Raw genomic sequence first — 20,369 nt, forward strand, 5'->3', positions numbered from 1 at the left:
TTTGGTGGTGCCCCGCCCTACTGCAGCATGGTGCGGTCGTCGAGCTGGGCGCCCTTGATCTTCTCGAATTCCTTGAGCAGCCCGGGAACGGTCATCTTCGATTTGGCCTCGGCATCGAGATCCAGGATGATCTCCCCGTCGTGCATCATCACCAGCCGGGTGCCCAACCGCAGCGCCTGCTCCATGTTGTGGGTGACCATCAGCGTGGTGAGTCCGTGGCGTTCGACGATCTCCTCGGTCAGCCGGGCCACCAGGGCCGCCCGTTGCGGGTCCAGTGCCGCGGTGTGCTCGTCGAGCAACAGGATCTGAGGTCCACTGAACGTGGCCATGAGCAGCGAAAGTGCTTGCCGCTGTCCACCGGAGAGCAACCCGACCTTGGCCTTGAGCCGATGTTCGAGGCCCAATTCCAGAGATTCGAGCTCAGTGGCGAATTGCTCCCGCCGTCGTTTGGTCACCCCCAGGCCCAGCCCACGGAATTTTCCGCGGTTCAGGGCCAGGGACATGTTCTCTTCGATCGACATGCTCGGCGCGGTGCCGGCCATCGGGTCCTGGAAGACCCGGCCGATGTATTTCGCCCGCGCATGGTCCGCCAGTTTGGTGACGTCCTTGCCGGCGATCTTCACGTTGCCGACGTCGGGCTGGAGCTTGCCCCCGACCATGTTCAGGACAGTGGATTTCCCGGCACCATTGGAGCCGATCACGGTGACGAATTCGCCTTCGGTCAATTGGAGGTTGATGTTGCGTAGCGCCTTGCGCTCGTTGACCGTCCCGGCGAAGAACGTCTTGGACAGGTTGTTGACTTCCAGCATGCTAGGACACCGTCTCCTTCTGCTTCTCCGCGGCGTTGTTGATGGTGCGCATCCGGCGACCGAACTTATTGAAGCCCTTCCACTGCGGCAGAACGAGCGCGAGGACCACGAGGATCGCGGAGATCAGCTTCATGTCATTCGGCTCGAGACCGGCGTCCAGGGCCAGTTGGATGAAGACGCGGTAGAGGACGGCACCGAAGATGACGGCCAGCGTGGCGATGAAGATGTTCCGGGTCCCGAAGATCGCCTGGCCGATGATGACCGAGGCCAGACCGATCAGGATCAGGCCGATACCCATACCCACATCGGCGAAGCCCTGGTACTGGGCGACCATCGCGCCGCACAGGCCCACCAGGGCGTTGGAAATGGCCAGCCCGAGGATCTTCTGGTTGTCGGTGCTGACGCCCAGGCTGCGGATCATCTGTTCGTTGTCACCGGTCGCCTGCATGGCCAGACCGGTGTCGGTGTGCAGGAACCAGTCCAGGACGAACTTCAGCACCAGGGCCACCACGAAGAAGATCAGGATGGATACGACGCCACCGGTGAGCTGGGCCTCCCGCAGCGGGGAGATCAGGGTGTCCTCCCCCAGCAGCGGGACGTTGGCTTTGCCCATGATGCGCAAATTCACCGAATACAGGGCGATCATGGTCAGGATGCCGGCCAGCAGGCCGTTGATCTTGCCCTTGGTATGCAGCAGACCGGTCACGACACCGGCTGCCGCGCCGGCCAGCAGGGCCAGCCCGGTGGCCAAAAGTGCCGGCATGCCGTTGACGATGGTGATGGAGGCGACGGCGGCGCCGGTGGTGAAGCTTCCATCAACCGTCAGGTCGGGGAAGTCGAGGATGCGGAAGGTCAGATAGACCCCCAGCGCCATGATCGCGTAGATCAGGCCCAGTTCAACCGCAGTAAGCATGAAGAGATCCTTGGGTAGAGAGGGAAGAATGCGGGGTGCCCGGCCGCTGGAGGGCGGCCGGGCACCGTGATCCGGAAGATCGGCGCGGGCTACTTCTTGTAGACCTCGGCGGCCTTGTCGATCATGTCCTGCGGGATCTCCACTCCGGCCTTCTTCGCGGCGGCGGTGTTCACATACAGTTCGACATCGGTCAAGGTCTCCACGGGCATATCGGCCGGCTTCTCCCCGTCCTTGAGGATCTTCACCGCCATGTCGGCGGTCTGGACGCCGAGCTTCTCGTAGTTGATGCCGTAGGTGGCCGTGGCGCCACGCTTGACCGACTCGCCGTCGGCGGCGATGACGGGGACCTTCTTGGACTGCGCGGTCTGCAACAAACCTTCCAACGCGGAGACGACGGCGTTGTCGGTGGGCACGTAGTAGGCATCGACCTTCAGCGACTCGGCTGCCTGCTGGACCTCGGAGGAGGCGGAGATGGCCGCTTCCTTGATCTCCAGGTCGAGATCGGCCGCGGCTTCCTTGGCCCACTTCACCTGGACGGTGGAGTTGACCTCGCCGGAGGAGTAGACGATCCCGACGGACTTGGCGTCAGGGGCCAGTTCCTTGAGCAGTTCCATCTGCTCCTTCACCGGGTTCTTATCCGAGGTGCCGGTGACGTTTCCGCCGGGTTCCTCAACGCTCTTGACCAGTTTGGCTTCCACCGGGTCGGTCACCGCCGAGAAGAGGACCGGGGCATCAGTGATCGCCTGGGCGGCCGCCTGGGCCGCCGGCGTGGCGACGGCGAGGACCAGATCCAGGTTGTCCTGCGAGAACTGGTTCATGATCGCCGTGTTCGTCGAGGCATCCGCCTGAGCGTTCTGCAGATCGTAGCTGATCTTGTCCCCGGTATAGCCGGCGTCCTTCATCCCCTTCTTGAAGCCCTCGGTCACCGCATCCAAGGACGGATGGGACACGTACTGCGAGATGCCGATCTTCACGGGCTCGGTCGCATCCGCGGATCCGCTGGACTCCCCGGACCCTCCCGAGGATCCGCAAGCGGTGGCGAGCAATGCGGTGGCCATCAGGCCTGCGGCAAGCTTGCCGACGCGAGAAACGTTCATGGTGTTTTCCTTTCACGGGTCACGAGTTGATTTCCGGTCAACATCACCTTTGCTGCCACCGGATCCCGTCCCCCACTGCGAGTGATTCGACAATCTTTTGACCACCTCGTGCCTAAAGACACCTCGATACTACCTGTGAATCAACTCACATTGTCCATATGACTCAGGGGCCCATGGACGCCCTTGTGCGCCTCGAGGCCCATTGAAGACAAAACGTGTCCCATGCCACATTTCGGTATCATTCCGTACTTGGCCTCCCGACCACTTCCGGAAGCGCATCGGACGGCCGCTGGGCGCCGTCGTCGAGCGGACCCCCTTAGACTGGTTCAACCATGGCTGTAAAGATCACCTATCCCGAGTCCCTTCCGGTCAGCGCCCGCCGCGACGACATCATGGAAGCCATCCGCGACCACCAGATCGTCGTCATCGCCGGCGAAACCGGCTCCGGCAAAACCACCCAGCTTCCCAAGATGCTGTTGGAACTGGGCTTGGGCGAGGGCGGGATGATCGGCCACACCCAACCCCGCCGGCTGGCCGCCCGTACGGTGGCCGAACGCATCGCCGAGGAGACCGGGGTCGAGCTCGGGGCGGAGATCGGCTTCCAGGTCAGGTTCACCGGACACGTGTCGGCGTCCACCCAGGTCAAGGTCATGACCGATGGCATCCTGCTGGCGGAGATCCAGCATGACCGGCTGCTGCGTAAATACAACGCCATCATCATCGATGAGGCCCACGAACGCAGCCTGAACATCGACTTCCTGCTCGGCTACCTCAAACGGCTGCTGCCCAAGCGTCCCGATCTGAAGGTCATCATCACCTCGGCGACGATCGACCCGGAGAAATTCGCCACGCACTTCGGCTCCCCCGCCTCCGAGGGCGGAGAGGAGATCGTTCCGGCCCCCATCATCGAGGTCTCCGGGCGCACGTTCCCGGTGGAGCTGCGCTACCGTCCGCTGAATCCCGCCGAAGGGCGCGAGGACGACGACGACTACGACACGGACGAGGATCGGGACCCGCTGGACGCGGTCTGCGATGCCGTGGACGAATTGGCGGCCGAAGCCCCGGGCGACGTCCTGATCTTCTTTTCCGGCGAGCGCGAGATCCGCGATGCCGCCGAGGCCCTGCGCGCCCGGGTGCGGACCAACCCCCGGCTGAGAGGCACCGAGGTGCTGCCGCTCTTCGCCCGGTTGTCCCTGGAGGAACAGCACAAGGTCTTCCACCCGGGGTCCAACCCTCGTCTGGTACTGGCGACCAATGTCGCCGAAACTTCACTGACGGTCCCGGGCATCAAATACGTCATCGATACCGGGACCGCCCGGATCTCAAGGTATTCGCACCGCACGAAGGTCCAGCGCCTGCCCATCGAACGGGTCTCCCAGGCCAGCGCGAACCAGCGGTCGGGTCGTTGTGGCCGCGTCTCCGACGGCATCGCCATCCGGCTCTACTCCCAGGAGGACTTCGAGGCCCGTCCCGAATTCACCGACCCTGAGATCCTGCGCACCAACCTGGCGGCGGTGATCCTGCAGATGTCCGCCATGGGGGTCGTGGAGTCCCCCCGCGACGTCGCGGGTTTCGACTTCGTCCAGCCCCCGGATTCCAAGGCCGTGAACGACGGCGTCTCACTCTTGCGCGAACTGGGCGCTGTCGGGGAGGGGGCCTCGGCAAAGGTCACCAGGATCGGGCGGCAGCTCAGCCAGCTCCCCGTCGACGTCCGGTTGGGCCGGATGATCGTGGAGGCAGGCCGGCGCGGCTGCGCCAAGGAGGTCATGATCCTGGCCGCCGCCCTGACCATCCGCGACCCCCGCGAACGCCCCTCCGAAGACACCGGTCAACGAGCCAATGCCATCGGCCTGCACCGCCGCTTCGACGACTCGACCTCGGACTTCTCGGGGTTCCTGAACCTCTACGCCTACCTGCAGGAGAAGCAGAAGGAGCTCTCCTCCTCGGCGTTCCGCAGGCTCTGCAAAAAGGAATTCATCAACTACATGCGGGTGCGCGAATGGCAGGACCTCTTCGCCCAGCTCCGCCAGCTCTCCAAACCATTGGGCATCACCCTGTCGACGGGGCCGGTGGACCCGGCAGGGCTGGAACGGGAGATCCACACCAGCCTGCTGGCCGGCCTACTCGGACACATCGGTGCCTGGGATGAGCGCAAACGCGAATATTCCGGCGCCCGCGGCACCCGGTTCTCCATCTTCCCCGGCTCGGCCTTGTTCAAGAAGAACCCCGAATGGGTGATGTCCGCCGAACTGGTGGAGACCAGCAGGCTCTGGGCCCGGGTCAACGCCCGCTTCGATCCCCTCTGGGTGGAGGAGGTCGGCAAGCACCTGTTGAAGTATTCGCATTCAGAACCCCACTGGTCCCGGAAGATGGGTTCGGTCATGGGCTACGAGAAGGCCACCCTCTACGGTCTGACCGTCATCCACCAGCGCCGCATCCAATATGGGCGCGTCGATCCGGTCGTGGCCCGGGAGCTGTTCATCCAGCACGCCCTGGTGGAAGGCGATTGGAAGACCCACCATAAGTTCTTCCAACGCAACCGGCGCCTGCTGGCCGATATCGACGAACTCGAAACCAGGATGCGTCGGCGTGATCTGGGTGCCACGGACGAGGACCTCTTCGATTTCTACGATCAGCGGGTCGGTTCCGGCGTCGTCTCCGAACGCCACTTCGACCGGTGGTGGAAGAAGGCGCGGGCGGAGGAGCCCACCCTGCTGGACTTCGACCCGGAGGAACTCTTCAACGCCGACGCGGACGAACTGAACCAGGAGGACTTCCCCCGGACCCTGCAGCACGGGGACCTTGAACTGGAGCTGTCCTACGAGTTCAACCCGGCCGCGTCGGCCGGTGAATCCGACGGGTTGACCGTGCGGGTGCCCGTGTTGTTCCTGAACCAGCTGGACCCCGAACGTTTCCGCTGGCTCATCCCCGGTCTCCGCGAAGAACTGGTCACCGCCTTGATCAAGTCCCTGCCCAAGGCCATCCGCAAGAACTTCGTCCCGGCCCCCGACGTGGCCCGGCAGGCGGTGACCGCACTGAATGCCGATTTCGACCCCACGACCGATGACCTCGAACCCTCCCTGGAACTGGTGTTGCGTCGGATGCGCGGGGTGGTGATCCCGCCGGGATCCTGGGATTGGTCCAAGATCCCCGGGCACCTGTTGGCCACTTTCCAGGTCGTGGATGCCAGGGCCCGGATCCTGGATGAATCCACCGACCTGCCCACCCTGCAACGAACCCTGGCGACGCAGAACCGCCAGGCCCTGGCCGATTCGTTGGGAAGCGCGGGGCCTGCCCTGCTGGCGGCGGCCCGCGAGGCCGAACAACGCCACGGCAAGGAATCCTCGGGCGGTTCCGGAGCCGGAACCGGTGGGGCCCGGACCTCGCCCCGGCCCGGACGGGGCCGGGCGGGCACCACCACGCGGGAGCGTCCGACGCCGACGCTGGAGCAGACCGGGCTGACCGCCTGGCCCGAAGGGCTCGGCGACGGGGCCCGGATCGAGCGCCGGGTCAGCACCACGGTGGCGGGGGCGGAAGTCACCGCATTCCCCGGTCTGCTCGATACCGGGGACACGGTGTCGCTGACGGTGTTCCGCAACGAGGATGAACAGCTCACGGCCCATCGGGGCGGGGTGATCCGGCTGCTGCTGCTTCAGGTCCCCTCCCCGGCCAAGTACGTATTGGAGCACCTGAACAACCAGGAGAAGCTGGTCTTCACGCAGAACCCCCACGGTTCGGTGGAGAAGCTGATCGCCGACTGCACGCTGGCGGCCCTGGACCGGCTGGTCCCTGAGGAACTGCCCTTCAGCAAGGCGGAGTTCGATGCCCTGTTCGAGTCGGTGCGGGCCGAGCTGATCGACACGGTCTTCAAGGTCACCGCCATCGTCGAACGCGTCCTCTCCGGGGCCCGTCGCGTGGACAAACGGGTCTCCAAGGCCTCCTCGCTGGCACTGGTGAACGCGCTGGCCGATATCCGCAGCCAGGTGGAGAACCTGGTCTACCCGGGCTTCGTCGCCGGGACCGGCTACGCCCACCTCTCCCAGCTGCCCCGCTATCTGGAGGCGATCGGCAAGCGTCTGGATAAGTTGGAGGCCGGGAACGTGGCGCGGGACCACCAGGCGATGCTGGCGATCCAGGCGTTGGAGGATGAATACGATGCCGCCCGGGCCGCGGTGCCTGCCGGGGCACGGATCCCCGCGCCCCTGGCCCGGATCAAGTGGATGCTCGAGGAGTTGCGGGTGAGCATGTTCGCCCAGGAACTGGGCACCGCCTATTCGGTCTCGGAGAAGCGGGTGCGGACCGCCTTGCGCCAGGCCACCACCAGCTAACCGGCCGGTCCGAAAGGCCCGTCCCCGCCGTCGTCCCCGCGGCAGGGACGACGGCGGGACTGCGGGCCGGGATTACTGGTTCGGCACCATATCGGTATGCCCGTCCTCGCGCAGTGCGGTGCGCAGTCGTTCGGCATTGTCGTCCAGGTGGGCTTCCTTCGGGTCGGTATCGGCCCGGGAGAGGTCGAAGTCGGCCAGCGAGTTCGTCGGCCAGACGTGCACGTGCAGATGGGGGACCTCGAAGCCGGCGACCATCAGGCCGGCTCGTTCGGAGCCGAAGGCCCGCTTCTGGGCCCGCCCCACGACCCGGGCGACCGCGTTGAGCTTATTGAGCAGCTCGGGTTCGATATCGGTCCAGTCGTCGACCTCCTGGCGCGGCACCACCAGGGTGTGACCGTCGGTGATCGGTCCGATCGACAGGAACGCGACGACGTCGGGATCCTTCCAGACGAATCGTCCCGGCAACTCCCCGTTGATGATCTTGCTGAACAGCGTGCTCATGGTGTCCCTCTCTTCGGTAGTGGTCACGAATCTACTTGGCCTGCTCGGCCCCGGGCCAGTCAGCCGGTGGGGCCGGTGGCCACCTCCCGGGCGGGGTCGGAGGAAAACTGCGAATACGAGCCCGGATACAGGGCCGCGTCGATCCCGGCGATCGCCAGGGCGGCGATCTCGTGGGCGGCGGTGACCCCGGAGCCGCAGTAGACGGCTACCGGTGGGCCTCCTGCTGCCGGGCCCAGGGCGGCGAACTTCTCCCGCAGGGCTTCCGCCGACAAGAATCTGCTGTCCGCGTCCAGGTTCGCTGCGGTGGGGGCGTTCAGGGCCCCGGGGATGTGCCCGGGGCGTGGGTCCACCGGTTCGGTTTCCCCGCGGAAGCGTTCACCGGCCCGGGCGTCGAGCAGGACCCCGGTGGAGGGGAAGGCCGCCGCGCCGTCGGCATCCAGGACCGGCAGCGACCCGGGGTGCGGGACCCAGCGTCCCGGTAGCGGGGTGACCGGCCCGGTGGCGACCTCCCCGCCGGCCGCCGGCCAGGCGGCCCATCCGCCGTCGAGCAGGAACACCTCGGCCAGTCCGGCGTCCCGCAGCAGCCACCAGGCCCGCGCCGCCGACAGCCCGCCCACGGCGTCGTAGACCACCACGGTATCGCCGGGGTCGATCCCCCAGCGGGAGGTGGCGGCGGCGAAGGCTGCGGGTTCAGGCAGGGGGTGGCGACCGGCTTGCGGGCGGGCAGGGGCCGCCAGCTCGGTCTCCAGGTCCACATACACGGCCCCCGGGATATGCCCGGCCAGGTGGTCCTCCTCCCCCGTGGTCGAACCCAACGCCCACCGGACATCCAGGATGACGGTGCGCTGCCCGGCGGCGATCCGGGCGGCCAGGGCCTCGGTGGTGATCAAGACGTCCATGTCGGAACTTCCTCCCTCATGCCCCGCCGCCGGCTCCGGGGCGGCCGCCGAAGCGGGCCCGGGTAGGCTGGACGGGTGGATTCAACGATGCTGCCAACACTACCGCCGCCTGCCGGACGGGCTTGGGTCAACCAGGCCGTCCTGGCCCTGGAAGCCGATACCGCCCGCTCGGCGGATACGCACCTGCACCGGATCGGCCTGCCGGTGGTTTGGGGCATCGAGCTCTACCTGAAGGACGAGTCCACCCACCGCTCGGGCTCGTTGAAGCACCGCCTGGCGAAGTCCTTGTTCCTCTACGGGCTGGTCAACGGATGGATCACCGAGCGGACCACCATCGTGGAATCCTCCAGCGGGAGCACCGCGGTCTCCGAGGCGTATTTCGCCCGGCTGTTGGGCTTGCCCTTCGTGGCCGTGGTCGCCGCAACGACGTCGGAGCAGAAGATCGACCTGATCCGTGAGCTGGGCGGGACCTGCCACCTGATCGAAGAGGCCTCGGCGGTCGACGCCGAGGCACGCCGATTGGCTGCCGAAACCGGTGGACACTACATGGACCAGTTCACCTACGCCGAACGGGCCACCGACTGGCGCGGGAACAACAACATCGCCGAATCGATCTTCTCCCAGCTCGAACTCGAACCGCATCCGGTGCCCGCCTGGGTCGTGGCCGGGGCCGGGACGGGGGGCACCAGCGCCACTTTGGGCCGCTACATCCGCTACCACCAGCATCAGAGCCGGTTGGCCGTCGGCGACCCCGAGGGCTCGGCCTTCCTGCCGGCCTGGCAAGCCTGGAACGACGGCGGTGACCCGGCGGCTGTGACCGGGACCCCGAGCCGGATCGAGGGCATCGGCCGGCCGTCGCCCGAACCCAGCTTCGTGCCCTCGGTGATCGATCTGGTCCAGACCGTGCCCGACGGCGCCTCGGTGGCCGCAATGCGCCATCTCTCCGGATGGGCGGGGCTGCACGCCGGACCGTCCACGGGAACGAACATGTGGCAGATCTGGCGTCTGGTGGCGCGGATGCGGGCCGCCGGACAGCAAGGATCGGTCGTCTCACTGATCTGCGACGGCGCCGAACGCTATGCCGGATCACATTACGACCCCGGATGGCTTCACCGCGCGGGCATCGACACCACCCCCTATGAAGGGGTCATCGAGGCCTTCCTCGCCGGCGGCGACTGGGTGGAACCGTAGGATCCCGGCGTAGAATGACCCGGGCTGGTTCTTGGCCCACCCTCCTGAGTCGGAAGAAGTGCCGCATGATCGAAATCCTGAACCACAGCCAGCTAACCCGGGCCCGGACCAGCGGCGCCCTGGTCGCCAGGATCCTGCAGACCATGAAACGCCGGACCACCGTGGGGACGAACCTGCTGGACATCGACCGGTGGACCCGGCAGATGATCACCGAGGCCGGGGCCCGGTCCTGCTATGTCGACTATGCGCCGTCCTTCGGACGCGGACCCTTCGGCCACTACATCTGCACCGCGGTCAACGATGCGGTCCTCCACGGCCTGCCCCACGACTACGCCCTGGCCGACGGGGACCTGCTGACACTGGATCTGGCCCTCATCCTGGACGGGGTGGCAGCGGATGCGGCCATCAGCTTCGTGGTGGGTTCTTCACGCCCCGCCGAAAGCGTCGCGATGATCGATGCCACCGAGGCGGCCCTGGCCGCCGGCATTGCCGCGGCAGGCCCCGGGGTCCGCCTCGGCGATGTCTCCCATGCCATCGGCACCGTTCTGGACCGGGCCGGATACCAGATCAACGTCGAATTCGGGGGCCACGGCATCGGCTCGACCATGCACCAGGACCCGCATGTCCCCAATACCGGGCGCCCCGGCCGGGGCTACAGGCTCCGGCCCGGCTTGCTGCTCGCTCTGGAGCCGTGGGTCATGGCAGATACCTCACAGCTCGTGACCGACGCCGATGGCTGGACGTTGCGCAGCGCAACGGGGTGCCGGACCGCCCATACCGAACACACGATTGCGATCACCGAGGACGGAGCCCGGATCCTGACCCTGCCCTAGCCGCTCCGGGGCCCGGCCGCTCAGGCCTCGCGGGACTCCCCGACCTGCAGGTACTCGAATTCGGTGCCGTACCGGGCCCCGAACCGGGTGACATGCCCGGTCATCATCCCCAGCCCCCTCTCGTTGAGCAGCCCGTCGTGGATCGGGTAGGCATGGGCCGGCCGGACCGACACCACGAAGTCCACGACCTCGGCCAGCTTCGACCACGGGGCATGCAGCGGCACCAGCAGGGTCTGCACCGTGACCCCGTTCGGGACGATGAACGAGTCTCCCGGGTGGTACAGGTTCCCGTCGACGAGGTACCCCAGATTGGCGACCACGGGGATCTGCGGGTGGATCAGCGCATGCTGGCCGCCGAAGACCCGGACGTCGAACCCGGCGATCTGCCGGACGTCGTCGGGGGCCAGCACGTGGATCCTGTCCCCCGCCGCCCCGAGTGCCGGGTGGGCCAGCAGTTGATCGACCACCTCCCGCGGGGCGTAGACATGCACCCCTGCGGTGCGGTCCACGATCGGCAGGACGGCCGCCGCGTCGAGATGGTCGGCGTGCTCGTGGGTCACCAGGATGGCTTCGGCACCGGCCAGGGCCGCCGGCACGTCGGTGAATGTTCCGGGGTCGATGACCATGACGCGTGATCCCTTTTCCAGGCGGATGCAGGCATGTCCGTGTTTGATGAGCTTCATGCCCCCACCCTAGTTCGCCGCCGCCGCGCTGATAAGCTGTTTCTTCCAGTCGTCCGCGGCCCGTCCGGTCGACCCAGGACCCCTCACGTCGGGCCCGAAGCAAGACTCCAGGAGCACAGCAACGCATGTCGGAGAAGATCGTCCCCAAGCGCGGGCGGGAACAGCGTGTCACCAAGCAGCGGCTCGCCGTCGAGGCCGCCATGGGCCGGTTGGAGGACTTCGTCTCCGCCCAGGAACTCCACCGTCTGCTTCAGGACCAGGGCGATAAGGTCTCGTTGGCCACCGTCTACCGGATCCTGCAGTCCATGGCCGAGGACGGGCTGCTCGACGTCGTACGATCCGGCGAGGGCGAGGCCGCCTACCGCCGCTGCGAGGCCGAGACCCACCACCATCACCTGGTCTGCCGGACCTGCGGCAAGGGGGTCGAGGTCCAGGCTCCCGCCGTGGAGACCTGGGCGGCCCGGGTCGCCGCCGAGCACGGTTTCACGGAGGCCTCCCACACCGTGGAGATCTACGGCTACTGCCCCGAGTGCACGCTCAACCGGCAGGGAGCCGACGGCGCCTAGGCTGCGAGTTGCGGTGCCGCTTCCTGGATCCGCCGCACCCGTGAACGGCGCCAGTCGATGACCCGGCACACCACGTAGATCGCGAAGGAAATGGTGGTCACGTAGGGGCTGATCGGCAAGCGTCCGGCCAGGGCGAGCATGATGCCCCCGACCACGCTGGTCATCGCGAACACGATGCTCAGCGCCACCGTCAGGCCCGGGCGCGCGGTCACGCGGATCGCGGCGGCGGCCGGGGTGATCAGCAGGCTGAGCACCAGCAGGGCCCCGACGACCTGGATGGACAGGGCCACCGCGAGTCCGAGTAACAGCATGAACACCACCGAGAGCCGGCCGGCGGGGATCCCCCGGGCAGCGGCGACCGAGGGATCGACACTGACGAACATCAATGGACGCCAGATGATCAGCAGGCCCACGATCACCACGACCGAGCACACCGCCAGGACCCCCAGCTGGACGGAGTCCACGGCGACGATCTGGCCGGTGAGCAAGCCGAACTTATTGGCGCTGCGCCCCTCGTAGAGGGACAGGAACAGGATGCCCAACCCCAGCCCGAAGGGCATGAGGATCCCGATGATGGAGTTGCGGTCCCGCGCGTTGGCGCCCATGAGCCCGAGCACCAGGGACGCCGCGATGCTGCCCACCAGGGAGCCGGCCACCACATTGGCCCCGATGAGCAGGGCGAAGGCGGCCCCGGCGAAGGACAGTTCGGCGATCCCGTGGACGGCGAAGGCCATGTCCCGGGTCATCACGAAGACGCCCACGAGTCCGCCGACCAGGCCCAGGATCGCCCCGGCAATGATCGAGTTGGAAACCAGGGGCAGCAGTTCGGCATAGTTCTCGAAGCTGAAGATCGTCTGCCAGATGTCGTGCGCGTTCATGCCCGGCCCCCGTCCCTGCTGGTCGTCGACGCCGGTTCGGCGTCGGAGGGATGGTGGTGGCTCAGGGTTTCGGGCATCCCGACCACCACGATGCGTCCGTTGCTGCGGAAGACCTCGATCGGGCTGGAGTACAACTCGGAGAGGACCTCGGAGCGCATGACCTCTTCCGGGGTGCCGACGTGGAACCGCCCGCCGGCCAGATAGAGCACCCGGTCCACATATTGCAGGATCGGGTTGATCTCGTGGGTGACGAAGACGACGGCGCTGCCCTGGTCGCAGGCCTGCCGGTGGATCAGGGCGGACACCGCCTGCTGGTGGTTCAGATCCAGCGACAGCAGCGGTTCATCGCACAGCAGGAGTTCGGGGTTCCCGGCCAAGGCCTGGGCGGCACGCAAGCGCTGCTGCTCCCCTCCGGAGAGCAGCCCCACGGGACGGTCGGCATAGGCGGTCGCCCCGACCCGCTCGAGGAGCTCATCGACCCGGGCGTTGATCTCCCGGCGGTGGAAGATCCGTGGGCCCCAGCGGTGCCCGTCCACGCCCAGGGCCACCAGATCCCGGGCACGCAAGGCCGTATCGGGGGGAAACCCGCGTTGCTGGGGGATGCTGCCGATGGTGCGCGAGCCCCGGGTGACCGGGCGTCCGCTGATCTCCACGCTGCCGGTACTCAGTTCCTGCAGCCCCAGCAGCACCTTGAGCAGGGTGGATTTACCGGCCCCGTTGGGCCCGAGCACGGCCAGGAACTCCCCCGGCTGGACCTCCAGGTCCAGCCCGCTGAAGAGCCTCCGCGGGCCGAAGTCCAGGCCGGCGCCCCGCAAGGTCACCGCCGGTGTCGTATCGGGCTGGCTGTTCGGTGGCACGGGCGGCCTTCCTGGAGGGTGGGGGTGGCTGGCGGAGGGGAGCCGCGCCGCCCGTCGGCGGTGTCACGGCACGCATCCAACCCTAACCCAAATGAGACTCATTTTCATTATCGGCTTGTTGGTTGAAGCGACGGATCCCGCGGCGTTCGTTTGAATCGTTGATCTCCCCGACCAGCTGCTCCAGGACGTCCTCGAGGAACAGGATCCCCAGCGTGTTGCCGGCGGCATCGTTGACCCGGGCCAGGTGGGATCCGGTGCGCTGCATGACCCCCAGCGCATCCTCGACCTCGACCTCGGCGCCCAGATTGGCCAGGTTGCGCAGGCGGGTGACCGGGATCGGCTGGTCGTAGCGGGACTGCGGGATGGACATGACGTCCTTCAGGTGCAGGTACCCGGCGAGGTTCTCCTGGGCGTCGGTGATCACGAACCGGGAGAATCCCGTCCGTCCGACGGCCTTTTCGAATTGGGCCGGCGTCGTCTCCTGGGACAGGGTGACGACCTCGTGCAGCGGAACCATCGAGGTCTCGGCGGTGTAATCGGAGAACTCCAGGGCCCCATGGATGATCCCGCTGCCGTCCTCGACCAGGCCGGACCGGGTCGATTCCTGGACGATGGAGTGGACCTCTTCGAGGGTGAAGGAACTGGTCACTTCGTCCTGAGGCTCGACCCGCATCAATTTCAGCGCATGGTTGGCCAGCCAGTTCAACGAGTAGACGACCGGGTGCAGGATCCGGGACAGGAAGATCAGCGGCGGTGCCAGCAGCAGCACGGCCCGATCCGCCACGGAGACCGAGATGTTCTTGGGCACCATCTCCCCGAACGTGACGTGCAGGAAGGTCACGATGAGCAAGGCGATCACGAACGCGGTGGTATCGGCCACCGGGACCGGCACGCCCAGCGCCTCCAGCGGCCCGGCAAACAGATGGTGGATCGCCGGTTCGGCGACGTTGAGGATCAGCAACGAGCAGACGGTGATGCCCAATTGGCAGACCGCCAGCATCAAGGAGACGTGTTCCATGGCGAACAGTGCCGAACGGGCCCGCTTCACCCCGTTGTCGAGCAAGGGTTCGATCTGGCTGCGCCGGGCGGTCATGACCGCGAATTCGGAGGCCACGAAGAAGGCATTGCCCAGCAGCAGGATGATGAGCCACATGATTCCAAGCCAGGGATTCACTGCTCCTGCCCCCCTTCCTGGTCCTCGTCCTCGGAGGCCTCGAAGCTCAGCCGGTCCACCCGGCGGCCGTCCATCGCCTCCACGAACAGCTCCCCGTTGCCGGTATCGACGAAATCGCCGACGGCGGGGATCCGTCCGAGCATGGCCATGACGTAGCCGCCGACGGTTTCATAGGCGGGGTCGTCGGGGATCTTCAGCCCGGGGACCTGGTCCCCGAGTTCGTCCGGACGCAACAGGGCGGGGAAATGCCAGCGGCCCGTGGCCGAAACCAGCACCCCCGGTTGGGTCCTGTCGTGTTCATCGGTGACTTCGCCGACGATCTCCTCGACCAGGTCCTCCAGGGTGACCATGCCGGCGGTTCCGCCGTATTCGTCCAACACCATGGCCACCTGTTGGTTGGCCTCGCGCAGATCGGCGATCAGCGAATCCAGGTGCACGGTCTTGGGGACCGACATGATCTCCTCCATGACGGTCGCCGCCACCAGGCCCGCCCGCTTATGCCGCGGCACCGCGACGGCCTTCTTCACGTGGCAGACCCCTTCGACGTCGTCGGCGGAATCGCCGATCACCGGGAACCGTGAATAGCCGGTGCGGCGGGCCGTTTCGATGACGTCCTCCAGCGGTTCGTCCAGTTCGACGGTCTCCATGCGGATGCGCGGGGTCATCACGTCGGCGGCCGAGCGTTCCGAGAAGCGCAGGGTGCGGGAGAGGAATCGGGCGGTGTCGCCGTCCAAGGTGCCCATTTCGGCCGAGCGGCGGACCAGCGAATTCAGTTCCGCCGGGCTGCGGGCCCCGGAGATCTCCTCCTTCGCCTCCAGCCCCACGGTGTGCAGGACCTTGTTGGAGAAGCCGTTGAGCACCACGATGGCTGGCTTGAAGACGGTGGTGAACACCAGCTGGGGCCGGGCAATGGCCCGGCCGATGCCCAGGGCGCGGGCAATGGCCAGGTTCTTGGGGATCAGTTCCCCGACCAGCATGGAAAGCACGGTGGCGAAGATCATGGCGACCACCAGGGATACCGGGGCGGCGCCCGCACCGAGCCCCGCGGCCTCCAGGACCGGGGTCAGCAGCCGCCCGACCGAGGGTTCCATCACGAAGCCGGTCAGCAACGTGGTCAGCGTGATCCCCAGTTGGCAGGACGAGAGTTGCGTGGACAGTGACTTCAGGCAACGCATGAGCGGTTCCGCACCGCGTTCGCCGTCGGCCACCGAGCGCTGCACCGTGCTCTGGTCCAAGGCGACGAGGGAGAATTCAACGGCGACGAAGAACCCGGTCCCGGCGATCAGGAGCAGGCCGAGCGCCAGGAAGATCCATTCCACCTACGTGCTCACCGCCGTCGTTCCCCGCACGGGCATCACGGCACGACGGCGGGATGCGCGGTAGGTGGGTTTCATCGGTTCGGGGGAACCCGGTCTGGAAGGCTCCGATGAGCCGGCCGATGAGCTGGGCATGCTGAGACGGTTTGAGCCGGCGCTGCGCGTGGACGCGACAGGCCGGCACACTGAGTGGCTGTCCATAAGGGTTCCAGTCTACAGAATCGCGCCCACGCCCGCGAGGACACCTCCGCCGGGAGCGGTGTCCTGGCCCGTGGCCCGTCCGTCGGGGCACCGACGCCCGTCATGACGGGGAACACATCCATTCAGGACAGGCCGCGTCTGATTGGCAACGCCGCGCGGAAAGTCATTAGACTGGCCAGAGGTCCAAGGCAAAGCCGGAGGACCGGCCCGGACACGATCGGGACCAGCGACGAGGCAATCAGGGAGAAGAGGCGTAATCGTGCCAGATCAACCACACCACCGACTGACCGAGGAGTTCGGCGGGAACGAGTGGCTCGTCGAGGAGCTCTACCAGCAGTATCTGCGGGACAGGAACTCCGTGGACAAAAAGTGGTGGAGCATTTTCGATTCGTTTGATTCCTCGGGACGCCCCGCCGCCCAGGACTCCGCCCCCGCCCAGAAGGCCCCGGCCAAGACCGGCTCCTCCCCCAGCCCCCGGGCTGCTTCCTCGGCCCGGGTGACCGAGGCCCCCGCGGAGCAGAAGACCGGGGCGGACGCCCCCTCCACGGCCACCACCTCCGGTGACACGCCCAAGGACACCCCCGAGACCCCGAAGGCCAAACCCGCGGATCCCGCCCCGAAGGCCTCCCCGATCCCCGCCGAACTGCCCAAGTCCAGCGCCGGGGAGCAGCAGCCCGAAGAAGACGTCGTGAAGCCGCTGCGTGGACCGGCCAAGGCCATCGCCAAGAACATGGAGGCCTCCCTCGAGGTCCCGACGGCCACCACCGTGCGTGCCGTGCCGGCCAAGGCCCTCATCGACAACCGCATCGTCATCAACAGCCACCTGGCCCGGGCCCGTGGTGGCAAGGTCTCCTTCACCCACATCATCGGCTTCGCCGTCATCCGCGCCCTGAAGCTCTTCCCCTCGCAGAACGTGAGCTACCGCGAGGTGGACGGCAAGCCCTCCTCGGTGCAGCCGGCCCACGTGGGTTTCGGCATCGCCATCGACATCCCCAAGCCCGACGGCTCCCGGATGCTCGCGGTCCCGAACATCAAGAAGGCCGAGACCCTGAACTTCTCGGAGTTCTGGAACACCTACGAGGACCTGATCCAGCGGGCGCGCGGCAATAAGCTGACCGCCGACGACTATGCCGGGACCACGGTCTCGCTGACCAACCCCGGCGGCATCGGCACCGTCCACTCCGTGCCCCGCCTCTCCAAGGGCATGGCCACCATCGTCGGTGTCGGCGCCCTGGAATACCCCGCGGAATTCCGTGGCGCCAGCGAAAAGACCGTGGCGATGCAGGGCATCGGCAAGGTCATCACCCTGACCTCGACCTATGACCACCGCGTCATCCAAGGCGCAGGCTCCGGCGAGTTCCTGCGGCTGGTCGAATCGCTGCTGCTCGGTGAGCAAGGCTTCTACGACGAGATCTTCGAAGCCCTGCGCATCCCCTACGAGCCGGTGCGCTGGGTCGTGGACAACCAGGTCGACGTCGATCTCCAGGTCAATAAGATCGCCCGCATCCAGCAGCTCATCCACGCCTACCGCGTCCGCGGGCACCTGATGGCGGACATCAACCCGCTGGAGTACGTCCAGCGCCGCCACCCCGACCTGGACATCCGCACCTACGGCCTGACGCTATGGGATCTGGAACGCGAATGGGTCACCGGTGGTTTCGGCGGCGCCGACCGCCTGACCCTACGCAAGATCCTCGGCGTGCTGCGCGACTCCTACTGCCGCACCACCGGCATCGAATACATGCACATCCAGAATCCCGAGGAACGCAAGTGGTTCCAGGACGAGATGGAGCATGAATACACCAAGCCCAGCCGCGACGAGCAGTTCCGCATCATGGGCCGCCTCAATGCCGCCGAGGCCTTCGAGACGTTCCTGCAGACCAAGTTCGTCGGCCAGAAGCGCTTCTCGCTCGAAGGCGGCGAATCCCTGATTCCGCTGCTCGATGGCATCATGTCCGACGCCGCGGACCAGGGCATGGACGAAGTGGGCATCGGCATGGCCCACCGTGGTCGCCTCAACGTGTTGACCAACATCGCCGGCAAGACCTACGCGCAGGTCTTCCGCGAATTCGAGGGAACGCAGGATCCCCGCTCCGTCCAGGGGTCCGGTGACGTGAAATACCACCTGGGCACCGAAGGCAAGTTCACCTCCGACAACGGCAACGAGACCCGCGTCTACCTGGCGGCGAACCCCTCGCACCTGGAAGCCGTCGACCCGGTGCTCGAGGGCATCGTGCGGGCCAAGCAGGACCGTCTGGACCACGGCACCGAATCCACCGGCTTCAGCGTCCTGCCGATCCTCATCCACGGCGATGCCGCCTTCGCCGGGCAGGGCGTGGTCTCCGAGACCCTGAACCTGTCCCAGCTGCGCGGGTACCGCACCGGCGGAACCATCCACGTGGTGGTCAACAACCAGGTCGGTTTCACCACCTCCCCGACTGCCTCGCGTTCCTCGGTCTACTCCACCGATGCCGCCAAGATCATCCAGGCGCCGGTCTTCCACGTCAACGGGGACGATCCCGAGGCAGTGGTCCGGGTCGCCCAGCTGGCGTTCAAGTACCGGCAGAAGTTCAACAAGGACGTGGTCATCGACCTCGTTTGCTACCGCCGCCGTGGCCACAACGAGGGCGACGACCCGTCGATGACGCAGCCGATGATGTACAACCTCATCGAAAACAAGCGCTCGACCCGCAAGCTCTACACCGAGGCGCTGGTCGGACGTAACGACATCACCCAGGACGAGGCCGATCAGGCGCTGCGCGACTACCAGGGCCGGCTGGAACGGGTCTTCACGGAAACACATGAAGCCCAGACCTCCCCGATCCCGGTCGTGAACTCCAGCGACGCCTCGGTCAACGACCTGGAGCTGCCGACCTCGCAGCTCGAGGACGCCCCGTCCACGAGCCCGGTCAAGACGGCCATCTCCGCCGAGGCGCTCGCGGCAGTGGGTGCGGCCCACCTGAAGATCCCCGAGGGCTTCACCATCCACCCCAAGCTCAAGGCCCTGCTGGAGCGTCGGGACACGATGTCCCGCGAAGGCGGGATCGATTGGGGCTTCGCCGAGATCGCCGCCTTCGGCGCCCTGTCCATGGAAGGCATCCCGGTGCGTCTGTCCGGCCAGGATTCACGCCGTGGCACCTTCGTCCAGCGCCACTCGGTCTTCCACGACCGCAAGACCGGCGACGAGTGGATGCCGCTGCGCAGCCTCTCCGAGGACCAGTCCAAGATCTGGTTCTACGATTCGCTGCTGAGCGAATTCGCCGCGATGGGCTTCGAATACGGCTACTCGGTCGAACGCCCGGATGCCCTGGTGTTGTGGGAAGCGCAGTTCGGCGACTTCGTCAACGGCGCCCAGACCATCATCGACGAGTTCATCTCCTCCGCCGAGCAGAAGTGGGGCCAGCGGTCCTCGCTCGTGCTCATGTTGCCGCACGGCTACGAGGGGCAGGGCCCCGACCACTCCTCGGCACGCATCGAGCGCTTCCTGCTGATGTGCGCCGAAGAGAACCTGATCGTGGCCAACCCGTCCAACGGCGCCAACCACTTCCACCTGCTGCGGCGCCAGGCGTACACCCGTCCGCGCAAGCCACTGATCATCTTCACCCCGAAGCAGCTGCTGCGCCTGAAGGCCGCCGCCTGCTCGGTGGAGGACTTCACCCAGGGCGGGTTCCAGGAGGTCATCCCCGATGTCCTGGACCTGAAGGGCCAGGAGGTCGAGCGGGTGCTGATGGTCTCCGGTCGGCTGTACTACGATCTGGAATCGGCCCGCAAGAAGGCCGGCGACGAGAAGACGGCGATCATCCGCATCGAGCAGCTCTACCCGCTGCCGGTCGGGCAGATCAATGCCGAACTGGCCAAGTACCCCAACGCCAAGCTCTACTGGACCCAGGACGAGCCGGCGAACCAGGGTCCCTGGCCGTTCATCGGCTTGAACCTGGCCCCGGAGCTGGACCGTCCGGTGGAGTTGGTCTCACGTACGGCGTCGGCGGCCACGTCGACCGGTTCGCATAAGCGCCACGAGGTGGAGCTGGCCGAACTCCTGCAGCACTCCTTCGGGAAGTAGCCGACGGACGAACGAACGCATCAGCCGAAGGGCGGGACCGTACGTCCCGCCCTTCGGTGT

At 66.7% G+C, this 20,369-nt stretch carries 15 protein-coding genes; 5 read left to right on the forward strand and 10 right to left on the reverse strand.

The annotated features are described in order from the left end of the window. Positions 1–17 precede the first annotated feature (17 nt). The 3 genes from ACT3S6_RS13855 to ACT3S6_RS13865 form a co-directional block, all read right to left on the reverse strand. Complete coding sequence (locus ACT3S6_RS13855) at positions 18–809, reverse strand: ABC transporter ATP-binding protein (RefSeq protein ID WP_444555445.1); 792 nt, start codon at positions 807–809, stop codon at positions 18–20. 1 nt (position 810) lies between these two features. Beyond that, positions 811–1,722: an ABC transporter permease gene (locus ACT3S6_RS13860; RefSeq protein WP_444555446.1), complete on the reverse strand. Its 912-nt coding sequence runs from the start codon at positions 1,720–1,722 to the stop codon at positions 811–813. An 89-nt stretch (positions 1,723–1,811) separates the two neighbouring features. Then, positions 1,812–2,819, reverse strand: a complete 1,008-nt coding sequence (locus ACT3S6_RS13865; RefSeq protein WP_444555447.1) for an ABC transporter substrate-binding protein — start codon at positions 2,817–2,819, stop codon at positions 1,812–1,814. A 332-nt stretch (positions 2,820–3,151) separates the two neighbouring features. Here ACT3S6_RS13865 and hrpA point away from each other — a divergent pair, with 332 nt between their 5' ends. Next, positions 3,152–7,147 (forward strand): ATP-dependent RNA helicase HrpA, encoded by a 3,996-nt coding sequence (gene hrpA / locus ACT3S6_RS13870; RefSeq protein WP_444555448.1) that lies wholly within the window; start codon positions 3,152–3,154, stop codon positions 7,145–7,147. Positions 7,148–7,219: 72 nt separating this feature from the next. Here the strand turns inward: hrpA and ACT3S6_RS13875 are convergent, their stop codons facing one another. Further along, on the reverse strand, positions 7,220–7,648 hold the full coding sequence (locus ACT3S6_RS13875) for an HIT family protein (protein ID WP_444555474.1): 429 nt from the start codon (positions 7,646–7,648) through the stop codon (positions 7,220–7,222). A 59-nt stretch (positions 7,649–7,707) separates the two neighbouring features. After that, entirely contained in the window at positions 7,708–8,547 is an 840-nt protein-coding gene (locus tag ACT3S6_RS13880; protein WP_444555449.1) for a sulfurtransferase, read from the reverse strand. Positions 8,548–8,634: 87 nt separating this feature from the next. Here ACT3S6_RS13880 and ACT3S6_RS13885 point away from each other — a divergent pair, with 87 nt between their 5' ends. After that, positions 8,635–9,738 (forward strand): PLP-dependent cysteine synthase family protein, encoded by a 1,104-nt coding sequence (locus tag ACT3S6_RS13885; RefSeq protein ID WP_444555450.1) that lies wholly within the window; start codon positions 8,635–8,637, stop codon positions 9,736–9,738. Positions 9,739–9,803: 65 nt separating this feature from the next. Next, positions 9,804–10,571 (forward strand): type I methionyl aminopeptidase, encoded by a 768-nt coding sequence (gene map / locus ACT3S6_RS13890; RefSeq protein WP_444555451.1) that lies wholly within the window; start codon positions 9,804–9,806, stop codon positions 10,569–10,571. 20 nt (positions 10,572–10,591) lie between these two features. Here the strand turns inward: map and ACT3S6_RS13895 are convergent, their stop codons facing one another. Then, positions 10,592–11,254: an MBL fold metallo-hydrolase gene (locus ACT3S6_RS13895; RefSeq protein WP_444555452.1), complete on the reverse strand. Its 663-nt coding sequence runs from the start codon at positions 11,252–11,254 to the stop codon at positions 10,592–10,594. Between the two features lie 125 nt (positions 11,255–11,379). On the opposite strand from ACT3S6_RS13895, the gene ACT3S6_RS13900 reads away from it, so the two are divergent. Beyond that, a complete protein-coding gene (locus tag ACT3S6_RS13900) occupies positions 11,380–11,820 on the forward strand; it encodes a Fur family transcriptional regulator (protein WP_444555453.1) in 441 nt (146 codons plus the stop codon). On the opposite strand, the gene ACT3S6_RS13905 is transcribed toward ACT3S6_RS13900, so the two are convergent. The 4 genes from ACT3S6_RS13905 to ACT3S6_RS13920 form a co-directional block, all read right to left on the reverse strand. Then, complete coding sequence (locus ACT3S6_RS13905; RefSeq protein ID WP_444555454.1) at positions 11,817–12,698, reverse strand: metal ABC transporter permease; 882 nt, start codon at positions 12,696–12,698, stop codon at positions 11,817–11,819. The two genes, ACT3S6_RS13900 and ACT3S6_RS13905, sit on opposite strands and share 4 nt — an antisense overlap. Beyond that, the gene (locus tag ACT3S6_RS13910) at positions 12,695–13,555 is read right to left on the reverse strand and encodes a metal ABC transporter ATP-binding protein (protein ID WP_444555455.1); all 861 of its coding nucleotides are present in this window, start codon (positions 13,553–13,555) and stop codon (positions 12,695–12,697) included. The genes ACT3S6_RS13905 and ACT3S6_RS13910 overlap by 4 nt, the downstream gene beginning before the upstream one ends. 82 nt (positions 13,556–13,637) lie before the next feature. Next, a complete protein-coding gene (locus ACT3S6_RS13915; RefSeq protein ID WP_444555456.1) occupies positions 13,638–14,729 on the reverse strand; it encodes a hemolysin family protein in 1,092 nt (363 codons plus the stop codon). After that, the gene (locus tag ACT3S6_RS13920) at positions 14,726–16,048 is read right to left on the reverse strand and encodes a hemolysin family protein (protein ID WP_444555457.1); all 1,323 of its coding nucleotides are present in this window, start codon (positions 16,046–16,048) and stop codon (positions 14,726–14,728) included. The genes ACT3S6_RS13915 and ACT3S6_RS13920 overlap by 4 nt, the downstream gene beginning before the upstream one ends. Before the next feature lie 457 nt (positions 16,049–16,505). Here ACT3S6_RS13920 and ACT3S6_RS13925 point away from each other — a divergent pair, with 457 nt between their 5' ends. Beyond that, on the forward strand, positions 16,506–20,309 hold the full coding sequence (locus tag ACT3S6_RS13925; RefSeq protein WP_444555458.1) for a multifunctional oxoglutarate decarboxylase/oxoglutarate dehydrogenase thiamine pyrophosphate-binding subunit/dihydrolipoyllysine-residue succinyltransferase subunit: 3,804 nt from the start codon (positions 16,506–16,508) through the stop codon (positions 20,307–20,309). Positions 20,310–20,369: the final 60 nt, after the last annotated feature.

Source organism: Arthrobacter sp. AOP36-C1-22 (assembly GCF_052377515.1).
Taxonomy (GTDB): domain Bacteria; phylum Actinomycetota; class Actinomycetes; order Actinomycetales; family Micrococcaceae; genus Arthrobacter_H.